Source organism: Rhodococcus sp. PML026 (assembly GCF_000963615.1).
In the GTDB taxonomy this organism is placed as follows: domain Bacteria; phylum Actinomycetota; class Actinomycetes; order Mycobacteriales; family Mycobacteriaceae; genus Rhodococcoides; species Rhodococcoides fascians.
This window is the reverse complement of sequence record NZ_KQ031365.1, coordinates 58574-73397: the sequence shown is the minus strand read 5'-3', so window position 1 is coordinate 73397 and position 14824 is coordinate 58574. Positions and strand designations below refer to the sequence as shown.

Genomic DNA, 14824 nt, shown 5'->3' with positions numbered 1-14824 from the left:
CTCACATGCGGCGCAGCCGCTCTCACTTCCAGCGGGCCAGAACTTCTTCGGCGCGCTTGGCGAGCACCATCTGGAAGATCGGGCCGAAGCTGATGCGACCGACGCCGAGGGAAGCGAAGTGCGAGAGGTCGCCCTCGGCGGGGTTGGCGATGGCGTTGATGGGCAGCGGGAGTTCTTCGGCGAGACGCTTGTAGTCGTCGTCGTTGTGGAAGCCGACGGGGTAGAGCGAGTCGGCACCGGCAGCGGCGGCCAGTTTCAGACGTGCGATGGCGCGGTCGACGCGATCGTTCTCGTCACCGATCTGCTTGACGAACAGGTCGGTGCGGGCGTTGATGACGACGTGGACGTCGGTGGCGTCGGATGCCGCGCGGAGGGCTCCGACGAAGTCGGCGTGTTCCTGTGCTTCACGAAGTCGGCCGCCTTCGCTGTGGACGGTGTCCTCGATGTTGAGGCCGACGGCTCCGGCGGAGATCAGTCCGTCGATCAGGCGCTTGGGGTCTTCTCCGTAGCCGGACTCGATGTCGACCGAGAGCGGTGCGTCCACGGCGGCGGAGATCTGGGAGATGCGGGTGAGCAGTTCGTCGAAGGTGATGCCCTCGTTGTCCGGCTTGCCGATCGAGTCGGAGACGGGGTGGCTGCCGACGGTCAGTGCAGTGAAGCCGGCGGACACGGCGAGGTTGGCGGACCAGGCGTCCCATACGGTCGGCAGGACGACCGGGTTGCCCGGCTGGTGCAGCTCGAGCAGGGTGGTGGCCTTCTGGGACAGGTCGGTCATGGAGACTCCTTCGCAGCGGTTGTGGAGAACGTACGTTCTCCCACATCCAACATACGCGATTCAGTCGATCAAATCGAGGGCCTTCATTCGGTCGAACACCATCAACGACCCCGGGGCGACATCGGGCATGGCGGCGTACTCGTCGCGAGTGAAGTACCGAATCTCGGCGATCTCGCTGGTCGGCGTCGGCTCGTCGGCAAGATCGGCGAGAAAACACGTGATCTCGAGCGGGGTGCCCATCGGATGGCCCCAGGCCTGGCACTCGAACACTCCGAGCAGCCGAACGTCGATGACCGCGGCGTCGAGTTCTTCCCTGATCTCGCGGTGCAGCGCCTGCTCGGGCGACTCGCCGGGATCGATCTTGCCGCCGGCCATGTAGAAGGCAGATTTGCCCGTCGACCGCGTCTGAAGCATGCGGCGGTGGCGAACGTAGGCAAGACCGGCGGTGCGAATGGGTCTCGGTTCACTCATCGACGATCGACTCTCTCTATCGGAAACGTCCGGTTTGTACCGCATGGCACGCCGTCGACCACGCAAAGTAGGATGGAAACCGACAAACGTGCCCGCCACCGTTCGGTGGTCGGTTCGTTATTTCTCAAAGACCGAGTCTTCGGAGACCCAGGTCGATTTCACACACAATTTCACGACCCTACTCATCGCCGCCCTACGACCACCGCCCCGGCCCGAAAGCCGAGGCGACCGAGACGACGGAGTGATTTTTGCTCGCTATTCTTCTTGCGCACGCTGCCGCCGCGCTGCTCGCTCCGCTTCTCGTCCGGTGGTGGGGACGTACTGCATTCTTCCCTTTGGCCCTGGTGCCACTGCTCAGCCTGATCTGGGTGTTCGGCAACTGGAACACCGACCAGAAGCTGCACATCGAATGGGTTCCCGGCCTGTCGATGGACATCGACATGCGCTTCGATTCGCTCGCCGCCATCATGTCGTTGCTCGTTCTGGGCATCGGTTCGCTGATCCTGCTGTACTGCGCGCGCTACTTCGAGGACGACGAGCCCAGGCTGGGCCTGTTCGCCGCCGAGATGGTCGCGTTCTCCGGAGCCATGTTCGGTCTGATCACCAGCGACAACATGCTCGTGCTCTACATCTTCTGGGAAATCACGACGGTGTTGTCGTTCCTGCTGGTCGGCCACTATGCAGAACGCGCGTCGAGTCGGCGCGCCGCGACGCAGGCTCTGCTCGTCACCACCGCAGGTGGTCTGGCGATGCTGGTGGGCATCATCGTCCTCGGCCAGGCCGCTGGGTCGTACAACCTGTCCGACGTCGTCGCGAACGCCCCGGGCGGCTGGCTGCCCGGAGTGGCGATCGTGTTGATCCTCATCGGCGCGCTGAGCAAATCGGCCATCGTGCCGATGCACTTCTGGCTGCCCGGTGCCATGGCCGCGCCGACGCCGGTCAGTGGTTACCTGCACGCCGCCGCGATGGTCAAGGCCGGTATTTACCTGGTCGCGCGCCTCGCTCCGGGTTTCGCGGACTCCGGTCCGTGGCGCGCCACGGTCATCAGCCTCGGATTGCTGTCGATGATTCTGGCCGGCTGGAGAGCACTCCGTGCCTTCGACCTCAAGCTCATTCTGGCGTTCGGCACGGTCAGCCAGCTGGGCTTCCTGATGGTCCTGGTCGGCATCGGATCCGAGAAGGCCATGCTGGCCGGTCTGACGATGGTGATCGCGCACGCGATGTTCAAGGCCACCCTGTTCATGGTGGTCGGCATCATCGACCACACCACCGGCACTCGAGACATTCGTAAGCTCGCCCACCTGGGCAAGAAGGCCCCGTGGCTCGCCGCCATTGCAGCGCTCGCGGCGGCGAGCATGGCCGGACTACCACCGATGATCGGGTTCGTCGGCAAGGAAACAGCCCTGTCGGCCGTGATCAGCACTCCGACGCTCGACCCCACGGTCGCGGCTGTCGTCGTCGCAGGCCTGGTGATCGGCTCGATTCTGACGGTCACCTACAGCATTCGGTTCGTCTGGGGCGCGTTCGCCCGCAAACAGCTCAGGCGTCCGAGCCCGTCCGTCAGGGCCATGCATGCACCCTCCGCATTGTTCCTCGCCGCGCCCGCGTTCCTCGCCGTTCTGGGTCTGATCGCCGGATTCACGTCCTCGGTCGTCGACCACATCGTCAGTCCCTACGCCCGAACCCTGCCGTCGTACGGGCAGGAGCCTTACCACCTGGCGTTGTGGCACGGGTTCAACCTGCCGCTGGCGCTGACCGTCGTCGTCGTCACCGGCGGCGTCGGGCTGTTCATCGCACACCGGGTGGTCAACCGACTCAAATTCGAGCATCCGCCGCTCGGTAACGCAGACCGCATCTACGACAACGTGCTCAAGTCCATGGACACCCTGTCCATTCGCTTGACCGGCACCACGCAGCGTGGTTCGCTCCCCCTCACTCAGGGCACGATCCTGCTGACGCTGGTGCTGCTGCCGATCATCGTGTTGATCGTCGGCCAAGAACCCGGCCTGGATTACACGCTGTGGAACACCCCGCTGCAGCTGGTCATCGGAGCGATCATGATCGCGGGTGGCCTCGGCGCGACAGTGATGCGCAACCGTCTGGCCAGTGTCATTTTGGTCGGACTCACCGGGTACGGCTGCGGCGTCATCTTCGCCATCCATGGCGCTCCCGACCTCGCCCTGACTCAGTTCCTCGTCGAGACGCTGACCCTCGTGGTGTTCGTCCTGGTACTGCGCAAACTGCCCGCCGAGGTCGACGACCGGGGCTCGGCAGGTTCGCGTGGCCCCCGCGCCGCACTCGCCGTCGCCGTCGGAGCGACCGTCAGCGTGCTCGGCGCGTTCGCGATGAACGCCCGCAGTGCCGCGCCGGTCTCACTGCAGTTCCCCGAGGCCGCGTACGAGCTCGGCGACGGCAAGAACATCGTCAACGTGATCCTCGTCGACATCCGCGCCTGGGACACGCTCGGCGAAATCTGCGTACTCCTCGTCGCCGCGACGGGCGTGGCCAGCCTGGTGTTCCGCAACCGGCGGTTCGGCAGCGCTCCGCGGGTGTCCGACGCCCCCGCATCGTCGTCGGACACGAACGACGCGGCGGAGACGACGTGGCTGCTCGGCGGCGATCTGATCGATCCGCGGCATCGTTCGTTGATTCTCGAAGTCACGACGCGGTTGATCTTCCCGACGATCATGGTGCTGTCGATCTACTTCTTCTTCTCCGGACACAATGCCCCCGGCGGCGGTTTCGCCGGTGGTCTGACGGCGGGCCTCGCGCTGGTGCTGCGGTATCTCGCCGGCGGCCGGTACGAGCTCGGTGAAGCGGTCCCGATCGACGCAGGCAAGATCCTCGGTCTCGGGTTGATCTTCGCGGCCGGCACGGCGGTGGCGTCGATGTTCCTCGGCGCTCCGGCACTGTCGTCGGCGACGTTGGAAGTGACACTGCCGATTCTCGGTGACATCAAGCTGGTCACCGCATTGTTCTTCGACCTCGGTGTCTATCTCATCGTGGTCGGGTTGGTACTCGACGTGCTCCGCAGTCTCGGCGCGCGTCTCGACGCACAGGTGGAAATGCAGAGCCAAGGCCGAGTGAGTGCCCGATGACCGCAGATGTCGGAATGCTCGTCATCGTCGGCGTTCTCGTCGCATCGGGTGTGTACCTGCTGCTCGAACGCAGCATCACCAAGATGCTGCTCGGTCTGCTGCTGTTCGGCAACGGAGTCAATCTGTTGCTGCTCACCGTCGGTGGCCCGGCAGGTACCCCGCCTATCGTCGGTCGAGACAACTCGCTGCACCAGAACATGGCCGATCCGCTGGCTCAGGCCATGATCCTGACGGCGATCGTCATCACCATGGGTATCGCCGCCTTCGTGCTCGCGCTGGCGTATCGATCGTTCACGCTCAACACCAAGGACGACCTCGAGAACGACCCCGAGGACACCAAGGTCTCCCAGCGCCGTTCGATGGCCGAAGCACCCGACCGCGACCGTTCCGACGACCCGGTCACCGGTGAGCCGAGCTTCGGCGGCGACGCTTTCGACTCGAAGGGCAATCCGATTCCGCTCGAGCAGATCAGGAACCTCGAAGACCTGGAGTGCTACGAGGATCTGCACGACGGCGACTTCGACAACGACGACGACAACCCCCAGCTCCGCGGTCTCGACGGACTCGACACGGCCGAGAAAGACGACAGCCGACCGGAGCACCCCAGCACTGACGACTCCAGCGCTCACGACACCAGCTCCGACGACTCCAGCTCCGACGACACGAAGGGAGACGACAAGTGACGATCTCCCCGGGCGTGATCGATGCCCTGACGCCGCTGCCCGTGCTCATCCCGATGCTCGCCGCGGCCTTGACGCTGGTGCTGGGACGTCGCCCCCGAGCGCAGCGTTTCATCACTCTCGCCGCGCTGACCGCGGTGGTCGCGATTTCGTCGATGATGCTCTACCTCGCCGATCGCGATGGGACCAGCGCGCTGCAGGTCGGTGGCTGGGATTCACCACTGGGCATTTCGCTGGTGGTGGACCGGCTGTCGGCGATGATGCTCGTCGTCTTGTCGATCGTGTTGCTGGCCGTCATGGTGTACTCGATCGGCCAGGGTATTCGCGACGGCAGCGAGAATCAGCCGGTCTCGATCTTCCTACCCACCTATCTGGCCTTGACCGCAGGCGTCTGCAACGCGTTTCTCGCCGGCGACCTGTTCAATCTGTTCGTCGGCTTCGAGGTACTGCTCGCCGCCTCGTTCGTGTTGCTGACGCTCGGTGCGAGTGCCGACCGGGTTCGCGCCGGCGTGTCCTACGTGATGGTCTCGATGGTCTCCTCGCTGATCTTCCTGATCGGCATCGCACTGGTCTACGGTGCCACCGGAACACTGAACTTGGCCCATATCGCAGTGCGGATGGACGACATCCCGTCCGGCACTCGTACGGCCATCTTCGCGGTGTTGCTGGTTGCGTTCGGCATCAAGGCCGCGGTGTTCCCGCTGTCCACGTGGCTGCCCGACTCGTACCCCACGGCCCCGGCTCCGGTCACCGCGGTGTTCGCCGGCTTGCTGACGAAAGTCGGTGTCTACGCGATCATTCGCGCGCATACGCTGTTGTTCCCGGACGGCTCGCTCGACAACGTGCTGATGGTCTGTGGCCTGCTGACGATGCTCGTCGGCATCCTCGGCTCCATCGCACAGAGCGACATCAAACGACTGCTCTCGTTCACTCTGGTCAGCCACATCGGTTACATGATCTTCGGCGTCGCGCTGTCGACTCAATCGGGACTGTCCGGCTCGATCTACTATGTGGCCCACCACATTCTGGTGCAGACGACCCTGTTCCTCGTCGTCGGCCTGATCGAACGTCAGGCCGGTTCGTCGTCACTGCGACGGCTCGGTGGATTGGCCGCGGCCAGCCCGGTGCTGGCCATCGTATTCCTGGTGCCGGCCCTCAATCTCGGTGGTATTCCACCGTTCTCGGGGTTCATCGGCAAGGTCGCCCTGCTGCAGGCCGGCAGCGACCAGGGCAGCGTACTGGCCTGGTTGCTCGTGGCCGGCGGCACTGTCACCAGCCTGCTGACGCTCTACGTGGTTGCTCGTGTCTGGACCAAGGCGTTCTGGCGAGCCCGCGCCGACGCACCGGAAGGCGACCTCGCGGACAACAGCCCCTCTGCTCTGCTCGACGATTCCTCGGACATCCAGTTCGGTGACCGCGAGGATGTGGGCCGGATGCCCGCCTTCATGTTGATCCCGACGATCGGCCTGGTCGTCGTCGGTTTGGCGATGACGGTGTTCGCCGGGCGCATCATCGACATCAGCGATCGGGCGGCGGCGGATCTGCGGGATCGCTCGGTGTACATCGACGCGGTGCGGGGAGCCGAGTTCGTCGGCGATCAGGCCTACGAACAGGCACGCGCAGACGAGGAGGGCACCCGATGAAGATGAACCGTTCCTTCCTGCTGCGGATCTGGACACTCGGATGGTTGACGGCTATCTGGGTTCTGTTGTGGGGCAACGTCTCTGCGGCCAACATCCTCGGCGGACTCGCGGTCGGCCTGCTCATCATGGTGCTGTTGCCGTTGCCGCGGGTGCCGGTCGAGGGCCGCATCCACGTGTTCTCGCTCGTCAAGCTCGCAGTCGTATTCCTTTATTACGCAGCCGAATCCAGTGTCAGTGTGGCATGGTTGGCGATCCGCCCGAAGGCACCGCCGGTCACCGGTGTGCTGCGCTGCCGCATCGCCATCAAGTCCGATCTGGTGCTCACCCTCTTCGTCGACGCGATGAATCTCGTTCCGGGAACGATGGTCCTCGAGATCGATCGCACCCGACGCCTGCTGTACGTGCATGTGCTGGACATGGGCACACAGAAGGCAGTCGACGGGTTCTACACGTACGTTCGGAACCTCGAGAAGCTGTTCATCGCGGGATTCGAGCGCGACTCCGATTGGAAGCCGAGCCCCCTGCACTACCAGGAGTACGAGCAGTACCACGGGGTTCTGGGCGACGATCCCGAATCGGGCGATCTCGATACCCCGCGCGACGACAAGATGACCGACGACAAGAGGAAGGGGGACTGGTCGTGACCGTCGTACTGGCGATCGCAGGCGCGCTGCTGATCGCCGCCGCAATCCTCACCGCATTCCGGTTGCTCGACGGCCCGAGCACGTTGGACCGGTTGGTCGCGATGGACACCATTCTTGCCGTGTCGATGTGTGGGCTCGGCGTGTGGGCGGTCTACAGCCGCGACACCACGCTGGTGCCTGCCATCGTTGCGCTGTCCCTGGTCAGCTTCGTCGGGTCGGTCAGCATCGCACGGTTCAGAGTGAGGGACGAATGAGCACGATTGCCCAGGTCATTGCCTCGACCTTCATCCTGTTGGGGGCTCTGCTGGCCTTCACGGCCGCCGTGGGCATCGTGCGTTTCCCCGACACGCTCTCGCGCATGCACGCGGCCACCAAGCCGCAGGTGGTCGGGTTGATCATGGTGTTGGTCGGCGCGATCATCAGTCTGCGCGGCAATGTCGACATCTGGATGCTGGTGCTGGTCGGCATCTTCACTCTCGTCACTGCTCCGGTGATTGCGCACACCGTGGGACGCGTCGCCTACCGGGAACAGCGCGGGCGCGACGGCCTGCTCATCGTCAACGAGATGGAACCGAACGAACCCGATCAGTGAAGCGCGAGCGATCGGTGAAGAACGCGGTATGGAATCCGAACGCCATGCCGATCAGGATTCCGAGCACGAGCGGACCGAACACCAGTGGGTTCGCGGCGAATTCCTCGGCGAGGTAGCGGTAGCTCAGCAGTAGGGCGGCCATCGCGACGCAACCGTAGGTCACCAGCGTGATCCGGTCGCGGTCCCATCCCCGTTCCGGGTCGCGCAGCAAAGATTCGATGGTGAGGCACAGGACCGCGCCCGCCACCAGGTCGACGCCGTAGTGGTAACCGAATCCGAGCGTCGCAGCCAGTGTTCCCAACAGCCACAGTGTGCCGCCGGTGCGCAGCCACCAGGGGCCGCGTCGGGAATGGATGAAGATGCTCAGAGCCCACGCGGTGTGCAAGCTCGGCATGCAGTTGCGCGGCGTCTGCGAGTCGAACGGGATCTCGCCGAGGCTGCCCGAGAGCGAAACCGACTGCGTCGGCCACGACTCGAACGCGAACATCGGGCCCACCACCGGGAACAGCAGGTAGAACACCGGTCCGACGAGTCCGATGAGCAGGAACGTGCGGAACAGGAAGTGTCTCGGCCACGCTGAGCCCGCGGCGACCCCACGCAGTTGGTACAGCGCAACAATGATCGCCGCGACGGGGAGCTGAATGTAGATCCAGTGCAGCGTTCCCTCGGCGACCGGGCCGAGTCGGTCCAGAATGCTGCCGAGCACCCAGGACGGATTTCCCAGCGCATGATCGGCGGCGTATGCGTATTCGTCGAGAACGTAGGGCCGGACCAAGGTCGTGATGTGCAACCAGGCATCGCCGGCCTTGGTCGCGAGCAGCAACAGTGCGCCGAGGGCGACGCCGCGCATCGCCCGAGCGTCATGGCGCCGGACGACATGGAACGCGAGCGCGACCAGCACCAGCGACGGCCCGTTCCCGACGGTCGGTGGCACATCGAACAGATACCGGCCGCCCAGTACGACGGCATCGAGCGCGGCAGCGACGGCCAGTACGCGCAGGCGGGACGAGCTGTTCAGACCTACCGTGGCCAGGACGAGCGCCGCCCACGGCAGCGACATCGACTTCGGTGTTCCGAACATGTCGTTCCACATGCTCGGCAACGGGCCGGGGAAGTTCCATTTCCACGCGACGACCTGCAGCGTCAGCAGAAACGCTGCGACAAGGACCGCACCGACGATCAGAGGACGAACAGAGTCCTCACGTGTCGCATCGACCTCGACGCTCTCGACGTCCCCCTGCAGCACGCCGTTGATCGTAAACGCTGAGTGAACACAAAATTAAATACAGAGGGTCACGATTGGAGATCGGTGACCAACGACTCCACGACGGCACGTAGATCGCCGCCGGATTTCGCGGCCACTGCACGCTGGCGTTGATACGAGGCACCGAGGCGGGGAATGTCGGCCACCGCGGCAAGCTCGTCGACGCAATTCAACCGGACCGCCGTCGGAGTCAACTTCTCCAGTAAGTCGTGCAGATCATCGGTGACCAGCCGCTCGTTGCTGTCGGCGTCGAGAATGATCTCGGCGTCGAGGCCGTACCGGGCAGCTCGCCACTTGTTCTCCTGGACGTGCCACGGCGGGATCGTCGGCAGGGTCTCGCCTGCTTCGAGTCGTTCGTCGAGATGCACGATCAGGCAGTGCGTCAACGCGACGAGGGCCGCGAGTTCACGCTTGGTCGATGCGCCGTCGCACACCCGAACCTCGATGGTTCCCCACTTCGGAGCCGGGCGGATGTCCCAGTGCATGCCCCCGAGCTGCTCGATGACGCCGGTCTTGAGCTGATCACGAACGAATCCCTCGAACTGCGACCAGTCGTCGAACTGAAACGGCAGACCGGCCGTCGGCAACTGTTGAAACATCAGTGCTCGGTTGCTGGCGTATCCGGTGTCGTTGCCCGCCCAGATCGGCGACGACGCCGACAGTGCCAACAGATGCGGGTATTGCAGCAGCAACGAGTTGAGGATGGGAAAGACCTTGTCGGGAGAGGACACCCCGACGTGGACGTGCACGCCCCAGATGAGCATCTGTCGGCCCCACCACTGGGTACGCGCGATGAGCTCGTCGTAGCTCGGGGAGCTGGTCAGCTGCTGCGTCGACCATTCCGCGAACGGGTGCGTCCCGGCCGAGAACAGATCGATCCCCAGAGGATCCGCGGCTCGGCGCACCAGGTCCAACGAGCCGCCGAGGTCCTCCATGGCCTCCCCGACGTTCTCGCACACTCCGGTGACGAGTTCGACGGTGTTGCGCAGCAGTTCCTTCGTCACCCGAGGCGTGTCTCCGGCGAGGTCACGAACGCCGTCCATGACTGCCTCGGCGGAGTTGACGAGATCCCGCGTGCTCTTGTCGACCAGCGCAATTTCCCACTCCACGCCGAGCGTGGGTCGCGGAGAACTCGCGAAGTCGATCCGGGGAGCGTTCAAACTACTTCAGTACCGCGCACGCCGCCCGAGCACCGGCATCACCGGTCATCAGGGTCGCCATGTCGGGTACCGCAGCACCGTCGGGCAACGTGTACCGCGGCGGGATGTTGGCGAAGTTGTCTGCGCCCTCGTGCACGATGACCGACGTTCCGGCACCACCGGCGCGCAGGTCGTCCAGCGTGATCGCATCGGTGGTGGTGACCAGGCGGCCCGTGCCGTCCTCGCCCACCTGGATCGACGACAGGTCGCCGCTGGAGGGGTGTTCGGTGCGTCCGTCGACCTGCAGGTGACCACCCGCAGAGAGGAAGTTGCCCGGCTCACCGCCGGTAGGTGCCACCGAGTTGGGCTCGCAGGCCCCGACGGTGTGGACGTGGAAGCCGTGGAAGCCCGGCGTCATGTTCTCGACCTCGGCCGTGACGGTGAGCTTCTCGCCCTCCGACGCGAACGACACGGTGCCCACCTCGGCACCGGACGCGTTGCGGAGCACGCCCTCGATCATGTTCTCGGAGCTGCCTTCCGAGCCACTCTCTGCCCGACCGTCACCGGCGACTGCGGCCGCGGACGGGTCTGCTTCACCGGTCCACACCGGCGGCACCGTGCCGGGTGTGTCGGACGCGACCTCGCCGTTGCTGCAGGCGGAGAGCCCGAGAGCGGCGATCGCGAGGACCGGGGCCACGTAACGCAAAGAGCGGGTCGCAGCAGTGCGTCGCTTGAACAGGTCCATCGAAGAGTGCTCCTCTTTCGGGCAGGGTGAAGGGCTTGCAAAATCATAACGTGCCGACCGATTCGGCCGAACCGGACAGGTTGTCATGCCGGCGAGTTACTGCGTCACGATGACGACGACACCCGCGGTGGATTCGAGTGAACTTGGTTTGGGCTCGGCCGGAATGCCGAGTTGGGTGGCGATCGTCTGCGCTGCCTGCTGCTCACCGGTGTCGGTGCCGTAGTACACCGCGGTCTGGGCGAACTGGGCTTCGCTGAAGTTGCCGGTCTCGGCGACCGTCCAGCCCTCGGCGGTGAGTGTGCTCGCAGTGCCGGCGGCGAGCCCGGAGACGTTGGAGTTGTTGAGCACGCGCACCTCGACATCGGCGGCGGCGCGAGAGGTGGTTGCTGCGGAGGACGTGGTCGACGACGCGGCAGGAGCCTGCGCGGCGGGAGCTTGGGTACCGGGAGCTTGCGCCACCGGAGCGGCAGCCGTCGTCGTCGCGGCAGCGGGCGCCTCTGCGGCGGCATCCTCGGAATCGGAGCCGGTCAGAGACAGTGCACCGACCGCTGCGAACAGGATCGCGAGCGAGATCAGCACCATGGCCAGGGCACGGAGGGGTGGCCCGGTCTGTTCCGGGTTGGGGCTGCTCACGTACTCGACCCTAGCCGACCGTCGATCGAGACCTTTTCAACGGAGCTTGCACCTTCCCCAGGGAGCAACATCTCTCGGCAGAGTCGAAACCCGGCGCGGGGGATCAGACGTCGAAACCGAGCCGACGTGCGGCGCGGGCCTTCTGCCTGCTCGCACGCAAACGGCGCAGTCGCTTGACCAGCATCGGGTCTGCGGCAAGGGCTTCGGGACGATCCACCAACGCGTTGAGGATCTGGTAGTAGCGGGTTGCCGACATGGAGAAGAGTTCCTTGATCGCCTCTTCCTTGGCCCCGGCGTACTTCCACCACTGGCGCTCGAAGGACAGGATGTCGTGCTCTCGTCGGCTCAAGCCGTCCGCACCGACTTCGTTCGGATCGTGAGAGCCGTCCGATCCCGGTTGCTGAGACTGGTTCGAGTCACGCGCTGCTGCGCCGTCCATCCCACTCCTCGACTTCTCGACTCCCCTGGGCCCGTGCGACAACCGACCCCGAGGAAATCTGCTTCCCCCAGTGCTGCCGGCACCCGTACGAGTACCGACCGAACTTCGAGCGAATTACACAGTTGTACTTCGGGGATCATTCAACCACGTTCGACCGCCCGGACCCGGCTCCCGCGAGGTACTCGCGCGTGGCGTGTTCGTCGACGACCGAACCGTCGGTGCGACACTCGTCCACCGGCTCCGCTCCCGACGGGCCGGTGGGTGGGCCGGGCGTCACCCACTATCCTTGTCGACCATGGCAATTCTTCCCATCCGGATCGTCGGCGATCCGGTGCTCCACACTGCGACCGATCCCGTCACCGAGTCGCCGGCCGAGCTCGCCGAGCTGATCGCCGACATGTACGAGACGTTGGCGGCTGCCAACGGCGTCGGACTGGCGGCGAACCAGGTGGGCGTCGGTAAGCGTCTGTTCATCTACGACTGCCCCGACCTGGGCGCGGACGGCAAGGTTTTCCGCCGCCGCGGAGAGGTCGTCAACCCGGTGCTCGAGACGTCCGAAATTCCCGAGACGATGCCCGACCCCGACGATGACGACGAGGGGTGCCTCTCGGTCCCCGGTGAGCAGTACCCCACCGGTCGGGCCGACTGGGCGCGAGTGACCGGTACCGACGCCAACGGCGATCCGGTGGACATCGAGGGCCGCGGGTTCTTCGCCCGGATGTTGCAGCACGAGGTGGGTCACCTCGACGGCTTCCTCTACACCGATGTGCTCATCGGTCGCCACGCGCGAGCGGCGAAGAAGGCGATCAAGCGCTCCGGGTGGGGCGTCCCCGGCCTCAGCTGGGTGCCGGGCACCGTCGACGACCCCTTCGGCCACGACGACGAGGACGAGGACTGATCGCTGCCGTGACCGTTCCGCCGGGGACGCGGGTGATGCTGCGGTACCGACTGCCACCCGGCCACACCCATCCGATGACGGACGTCATCGGGGAATTGGTGTCGGCCGACGCGGTCGCGGTGTCGGTCCGCGCCAAGGACGGCGCTCTGGTGCAGGTGGCCGCCGATCGCATAGTGGCCTTGAAGCCGTTGGGCCCCAAACCTGTTCGCACCTCGGAGATTCGGGCTCTCGAGGCGGCCGCGGCCGACGGGTGGCCGGGTGTCGAACAGGAGTGGATCACCGGCTGGCAGTTGCGTTTCGGGCACGGCTTCACCGGGCGCGCCAATTCGGCGGTGCCTCTCGAGCCCGGCGCAGCAGCAGATTCCGAGACGGTGGCCGCGATCTCCGCCCGATACGACGCACGAGGACTGACGCCGATCCTCGCCCTCCCCGACCGTCTCGCGACCGCACCGGCCGGTTGGTCGACGTTCAACGAGACCGTCGTCATGGCGGCGGATATCTCGAATCTGGTTCTACGCGAGGGCGACTCGCCTGTCACCGTCACTCCCGAACCGACCGCCGACTGGTTGAGTTCTCTGCGCTACCAAGGCCGAGAGGCGACGACGGGTGCTGCCGAAGTGGTCTCGGCGGTGCGCAACGGAACCCTCGGTTTCGGCGCGATCGGGAACGCAGGAGTCGGATCGATCGCAGTGGGCCGAGCGGCCGTCACCGCGGCCCCGGACGGTCGGTCGTGGGTGGGCTTGACCGCGCTCTGGGTGTCCCCCGAGCATCGCCGCAACGGTCTCGGCACGCTGATGTGCGGCGAGCTGGTGCGGTGGGGATGCGAGAACGGCGCCACGCACGCATACCTTCAGGTGGCCGTCGACAACACCGATGCCCAGGCGCTCTACCGCGATCTGGGATTCGGCGAGCATCACCGCTATCGCTACGCGCGCCCGGACGACACGATCGGCCGCGAGCCTGTCGGACGCGTTCTATAGGGTTCCTTCCCGTGCGCTTTGCTACCTGGAATGTGAACTCCGTCCGCTCTCGGCAGGATCGAATCGTCGATTGGTTGCAGCGATCCGACGTCGACGTGCTGGCGATGCAGGAAACCAAGTGCAAGGACGCACAGTTTCCGTACGAGCGGTTCACCGAGATCGGCTACGAGGTTGCCCACGTCGGGCTCAGTCAGTGGAACGGCGTGGCGATCGCGTCGCGCGTCGGCTTGGACGACGTGCAGGCCGGCTTCGAGGACCAGCCCGGGTTCAGCAAGGATCCCGAGGTCGAGGCCGCAGACGAGGCCCGAGCCATCGGAGCGACCTGCAACGGGGTGCGCATCTGGAGCCTGTACGTGCCGAACGGCCGCGAGCTCGCCGATCCGCACTACACCTACAAGCTCGAGTGGCTCGCGGCACTGAAGGCCGACGCGCAGGCGTGGGTGGCGGCGGACCCACAGGCGCAGATCGCGCTCGTCGGCGACTGGAACATCGCTCCCACCGACGACGACGTGTGGGATCCCGCCCTGTTCGAGGGCAAGACTCACACCTCGCAGCCGGAGCGTGATGCCTTCGCGGCATTCTCCGAGGCCGGTTTCACCGAAGTGACGCGGCAGTTCACTCCCGAGCCCAGGACGTTCACGTACTGGGACTACACCCAGCTCAGATTTCCGAAGAAACAAGGTCTGCGTATCGACATGGCGTTGACCTCACCTGCCCTGACGGCTCGCGTGACCGGCGCATCGATCGATCGCGAGGAGCGTAAGGGCAAGGGTGCCAGCGATCATGCTCCGGTGATCGTGGAGATCGGCTGAGCCGCGGCCGT

At 65.3% G+C, this 14824-nt stretch carries 16 protein-coding genes; 9 read left to right on the top strand and 7 right to left on the bottom strand.

Annotated elements, in window-relative coordinates:
- Nucleotides 1-22: 22 nt before the first annotated feature.
- Both VF34_RS00380 and VF34_RS00375 read right to left on the bottom strand, forming a co-directional pair.
- Nucleotides 23-775: an isocitrate lyase/PEP mutase family protein gene (locus VF34_RS00380; RefSeq protein WP_032365137.1), complete on the bottom strand. Its 753-nt coding sequence runs from the start codon at nucleotides 773-775 to the stop codon at nucleotides 23-25.
- 60 nt (nucleotides 776-835) lie between these two features.
- Nucleotides 836-1246 carry an NUDIX hydrolase gene (locus tag VF34_RS00375; RefSeq protein WP_027498464.1) on the bottom strand — a complete coding sequence of 137 codons (411 nt, stop codon included), beginning with the start codon at nucleotides 1244-1246 and terminating at the stop codon, nucleotides 836-838.
- Between the two features lie 248 nt (nucleotides 1247-1494).
- On the opposite strand from VF34_RS00375, the gene VF34_RS00370 reads away from it, so the two are divergent.
- From VF34_RS00370 to mnhG, 6 genes are read left to right on the top strand one after another with little or no spacing between them, the layout of a single operon-like run.
- Entirely contained in the window at nucleotides 1495-4344 is a 2850-nt protein-coding gene (locus VF34_RS00370; protein WP_032374730.1) for a Na+/H+ antiporter subunit A, read from the top strand.
- Nucleotides 4341-5027 carry a Na(+)/H(+) antiporter subunit C gene (locus VF34_RS00365; RefSeq protein WP_080733359.1) on the top strand — a complete coding sequence of 229 codons (687 nt, stop codon included), beginning with the start codon at nucleotides 4341-4343 and terminating at the stop codon, nucleotides 5025-5027. The genes VF34_RS00370 and VF34_RS00365 overlap by 4 nt, the downstream gene beginning before the upstream one ends.
- The gene (locus VF34_RS00360) at nucleotides 5024-6667 is read left to right on the top strand and encodes a Na+/H+ antiporter subunit D (protein ID WP_045840627.1); all 1644 of its coding nucleotides are present in this window, start codon (nucleotides 5024-5026) and stop codon (nucleotides 6665-6667) included. The genes VF34_RS00365 and VF34_RS00360 overlap by 4 nt, the downstream gene beginning before the upstream one ends.
- A 2-nt stretch (nucleotides 6668-6669) precedes the next feature.
- Nucleotides 6670-7311 carry a Na+/H+ antiporter subunit E gene (locus tag VF34_RS00355; protein WP_228139369.1) on the top strand — a complete coding sequence of 214 codons (642 nt, stop codon included), beginning with the start codon at nucleotides 6670-6672 and terminating at the stop codon, nucleotides 7309-7311.
- The gene (locus tag VF34_RS00350) at nucleotides 7308-7565 is read left to right on the top strand and encodes a monovalent cation/H+ antiporter complex subunit F (protein ID WP_027498468.1); all 258 of its coding nucleotides are present in this window, start codon (nucleotides 7308-7310) and stop codon (nucleotides 7563-7565) included. The genes VF34_RS00355 and VF34_RS00350 overlap by 4 nt, the downstream gene beginning before the upstream one ends.
- Nucleotides 7562-7903: a monovalent cation/H(+) antiporter subunit G gene (mnhG, locus tag VF34_RS00345; RefSeq protein ID WP_032374729.1), complete on the top strand. Its 342-nt coding sequence runs from the start codon at nucleotides 7562-7564 to the stop codon at nucleotides 7901-7903. The genes VF34_RS00350 and mnhG overlap by 4 nt, the downstream gene beginning before the upstream one ends.
- Here the strand turns inward: mnhG and VF34_RS00340 are convergent.
- The 5 genes from VF34_RS00340 to VF34_RS00320 form a co-directional block, all read right to left on the bottom strand.
- The gene (locus tag VF34_RS00340; RefSeq protein WP_032374728.1) at nucleotides 7869-9158 is read right to left on the bottom strand and encodes a phosphatase PAP2 family protein; all 1290 of its coding nucleotides are present in this window, start codon (nucleotides 9156-9158) and stop codon (nucleotides 7869-7871) included. The two genes, mnhG and VF34_RS00340, sit on opposite strands and share 35 nt — an antisense overlap.
- Before the next feature lie 38 nt (nucleotides 9159-9196).
- Entirely contained in the window at nucleotides 9197-10327 is a 1131-nt protein-coding gene (locus tag VF34_RS00335; RefSeq protein WP_027498472.1) for a glutamate--cysteine ligase, read from the bottom strand.
- A 1-nt stretch (nucleotide 10328) separates the two neighbouring features.
- On the bottom strand, nucleotides 10329-11051 hold the full coding sequence (gene sodC / locus VF34_RS00330; protein WP_032365131.1) for a superoxide dismutase[Cu-Zn]: 723 nt from the start codon (nucleotides 11049-11051) through the stop codon (nucleotides 10329-10331).
- Nucleotides 11052-11147: 96 nt separating this feature from the next.
- Nucleotides 11148-11684 carry a LytR C-terminal domain-containing protein gene (locus VF34_RS00325; protein ID WP_230591907.1) on the bottom strand — a complete coding sequence of 179 codons (537 nt, stop codon included), beginning with the start codon at nucleotides 11682-11684 and terminating at the stop codon, nucleotides 11148-11150.
- Between the two features lie 103 nt (nucleotides 11685-11787).
- Nucleotides 11788-12123 (bottom strand): nucleoid-associated protein NapA, encoded by a 336-nt coding sequence (locus tag VF34_RS00320; RefSeq protein WP_032365130.1) that lies wholly within the window; start codon nucleotides 12121-12123, stop codon nucleotides 11788-11790.
- Nucleotides 12124-12418: 295 nt separating this feature from the next.
- Between VF34_RS00320 and VF34_RS00315 the strand changes: the two genes are divergently transcribed.
- The 3 genes from VF34_RS00315 to VF34_RS00305 are packed head-to-tail and all read left to right on the top strand — an operon-like array spanning nucleotide 12419 to nucleotide 14813.
- Complete coding sequence (locus VF34_RS00315; RefSeq protein WP_032365129.1) at nucleotides 12419-13021, top strand: peptide deformylase; 603 nt, start codon at nucleotides 12419-12421, stop codon at nucleotides 13019-13021.
- Between the two features lie 8 nt (nucleotides 13022-13029).
- Nucleotides 13030-14001, top strand: coding sequence for an N-acetylglutamate synthase, CG3035 family (locus tag VF34_RS00310; protein WP_441346985.1), 972 nt, complete (start codon nucleotides 13030-13032; stop codon nucleotides 13999-14001).
- 11 nt (nucleotides 14002-14012) lie between these two features.
- Nucleotides 14013-14813 carry an exodeoxyribonuclease III gene (locus tag VF34_RS00305; protein ID WP_027498477.1) on the top strand — a complete coding sequence of 267 codons (801 nt, stop codon included), beginning with the start codon at nucleotides 14013-14015 and terminating at the stop codon, nucleotides 14811-14813.
- Nucleotides 14814-14824: the final 11 nt, after the last annotated feature.

Bases quoted from the DNA above. Each gene is read 5' to 3' on its own strand.
- VF34_RS00315 (WP_032365129.1), top strand. From the start codon at position 12,419: ATGGCAATTCTTCCCATCCGGATCGTCGGCGATCCGGTGCTCCACACT.
- mnhG (WP_032374729.1), top strand. From the start codon at position 7,562: ATGAGCACGATTGCCCAGGTCATTGCCTCGACCTTCATCCTGTTGGGG.
- VF34_RS00375 (WP_027498464.1), bottom strand. From the start codon at position 1,246: ATGAGTGAACCGAGACCCATTCGCACCGCCGGTCTTGCCTACGTTCGC.
- sodC (WP_032365131.1), bottom strand. From the start codon at position 11,051: ATGGACCTGTTCAAGCGACGCACTGCTGCGACCCGCTCTTTGCGTTAC.
- VF34_RS00365 (WP_080733359.1), top strand. From the start codon at position 4,341: ATGACCGCAGATGTCGGAATGCTCGTCATCGTCGGCGTTCTCGTCGCA.
- VF34_RS00320 (WP_032365130.1), bottom strand. From the start codon at position 12,123: ATGGACGGCGCAGCAGCGCGTGACTCGAACCAGTCTCAGCAACCGGGA.
- VF34_RS00355 (WP_228139369.1), top strand. From the start codon at position 6,670: ATGAACCGTTCCTTCCTGCTGCGGATCTGGACACTCGGATGGTTGACG.
- VF34_RS00380 (WP_032365137.1), bottom strand. From the start codon at position 775: ATGACCGACCTGTCCCAGAAGGCCACCACCCTGCTCGAGCTGCACCAG.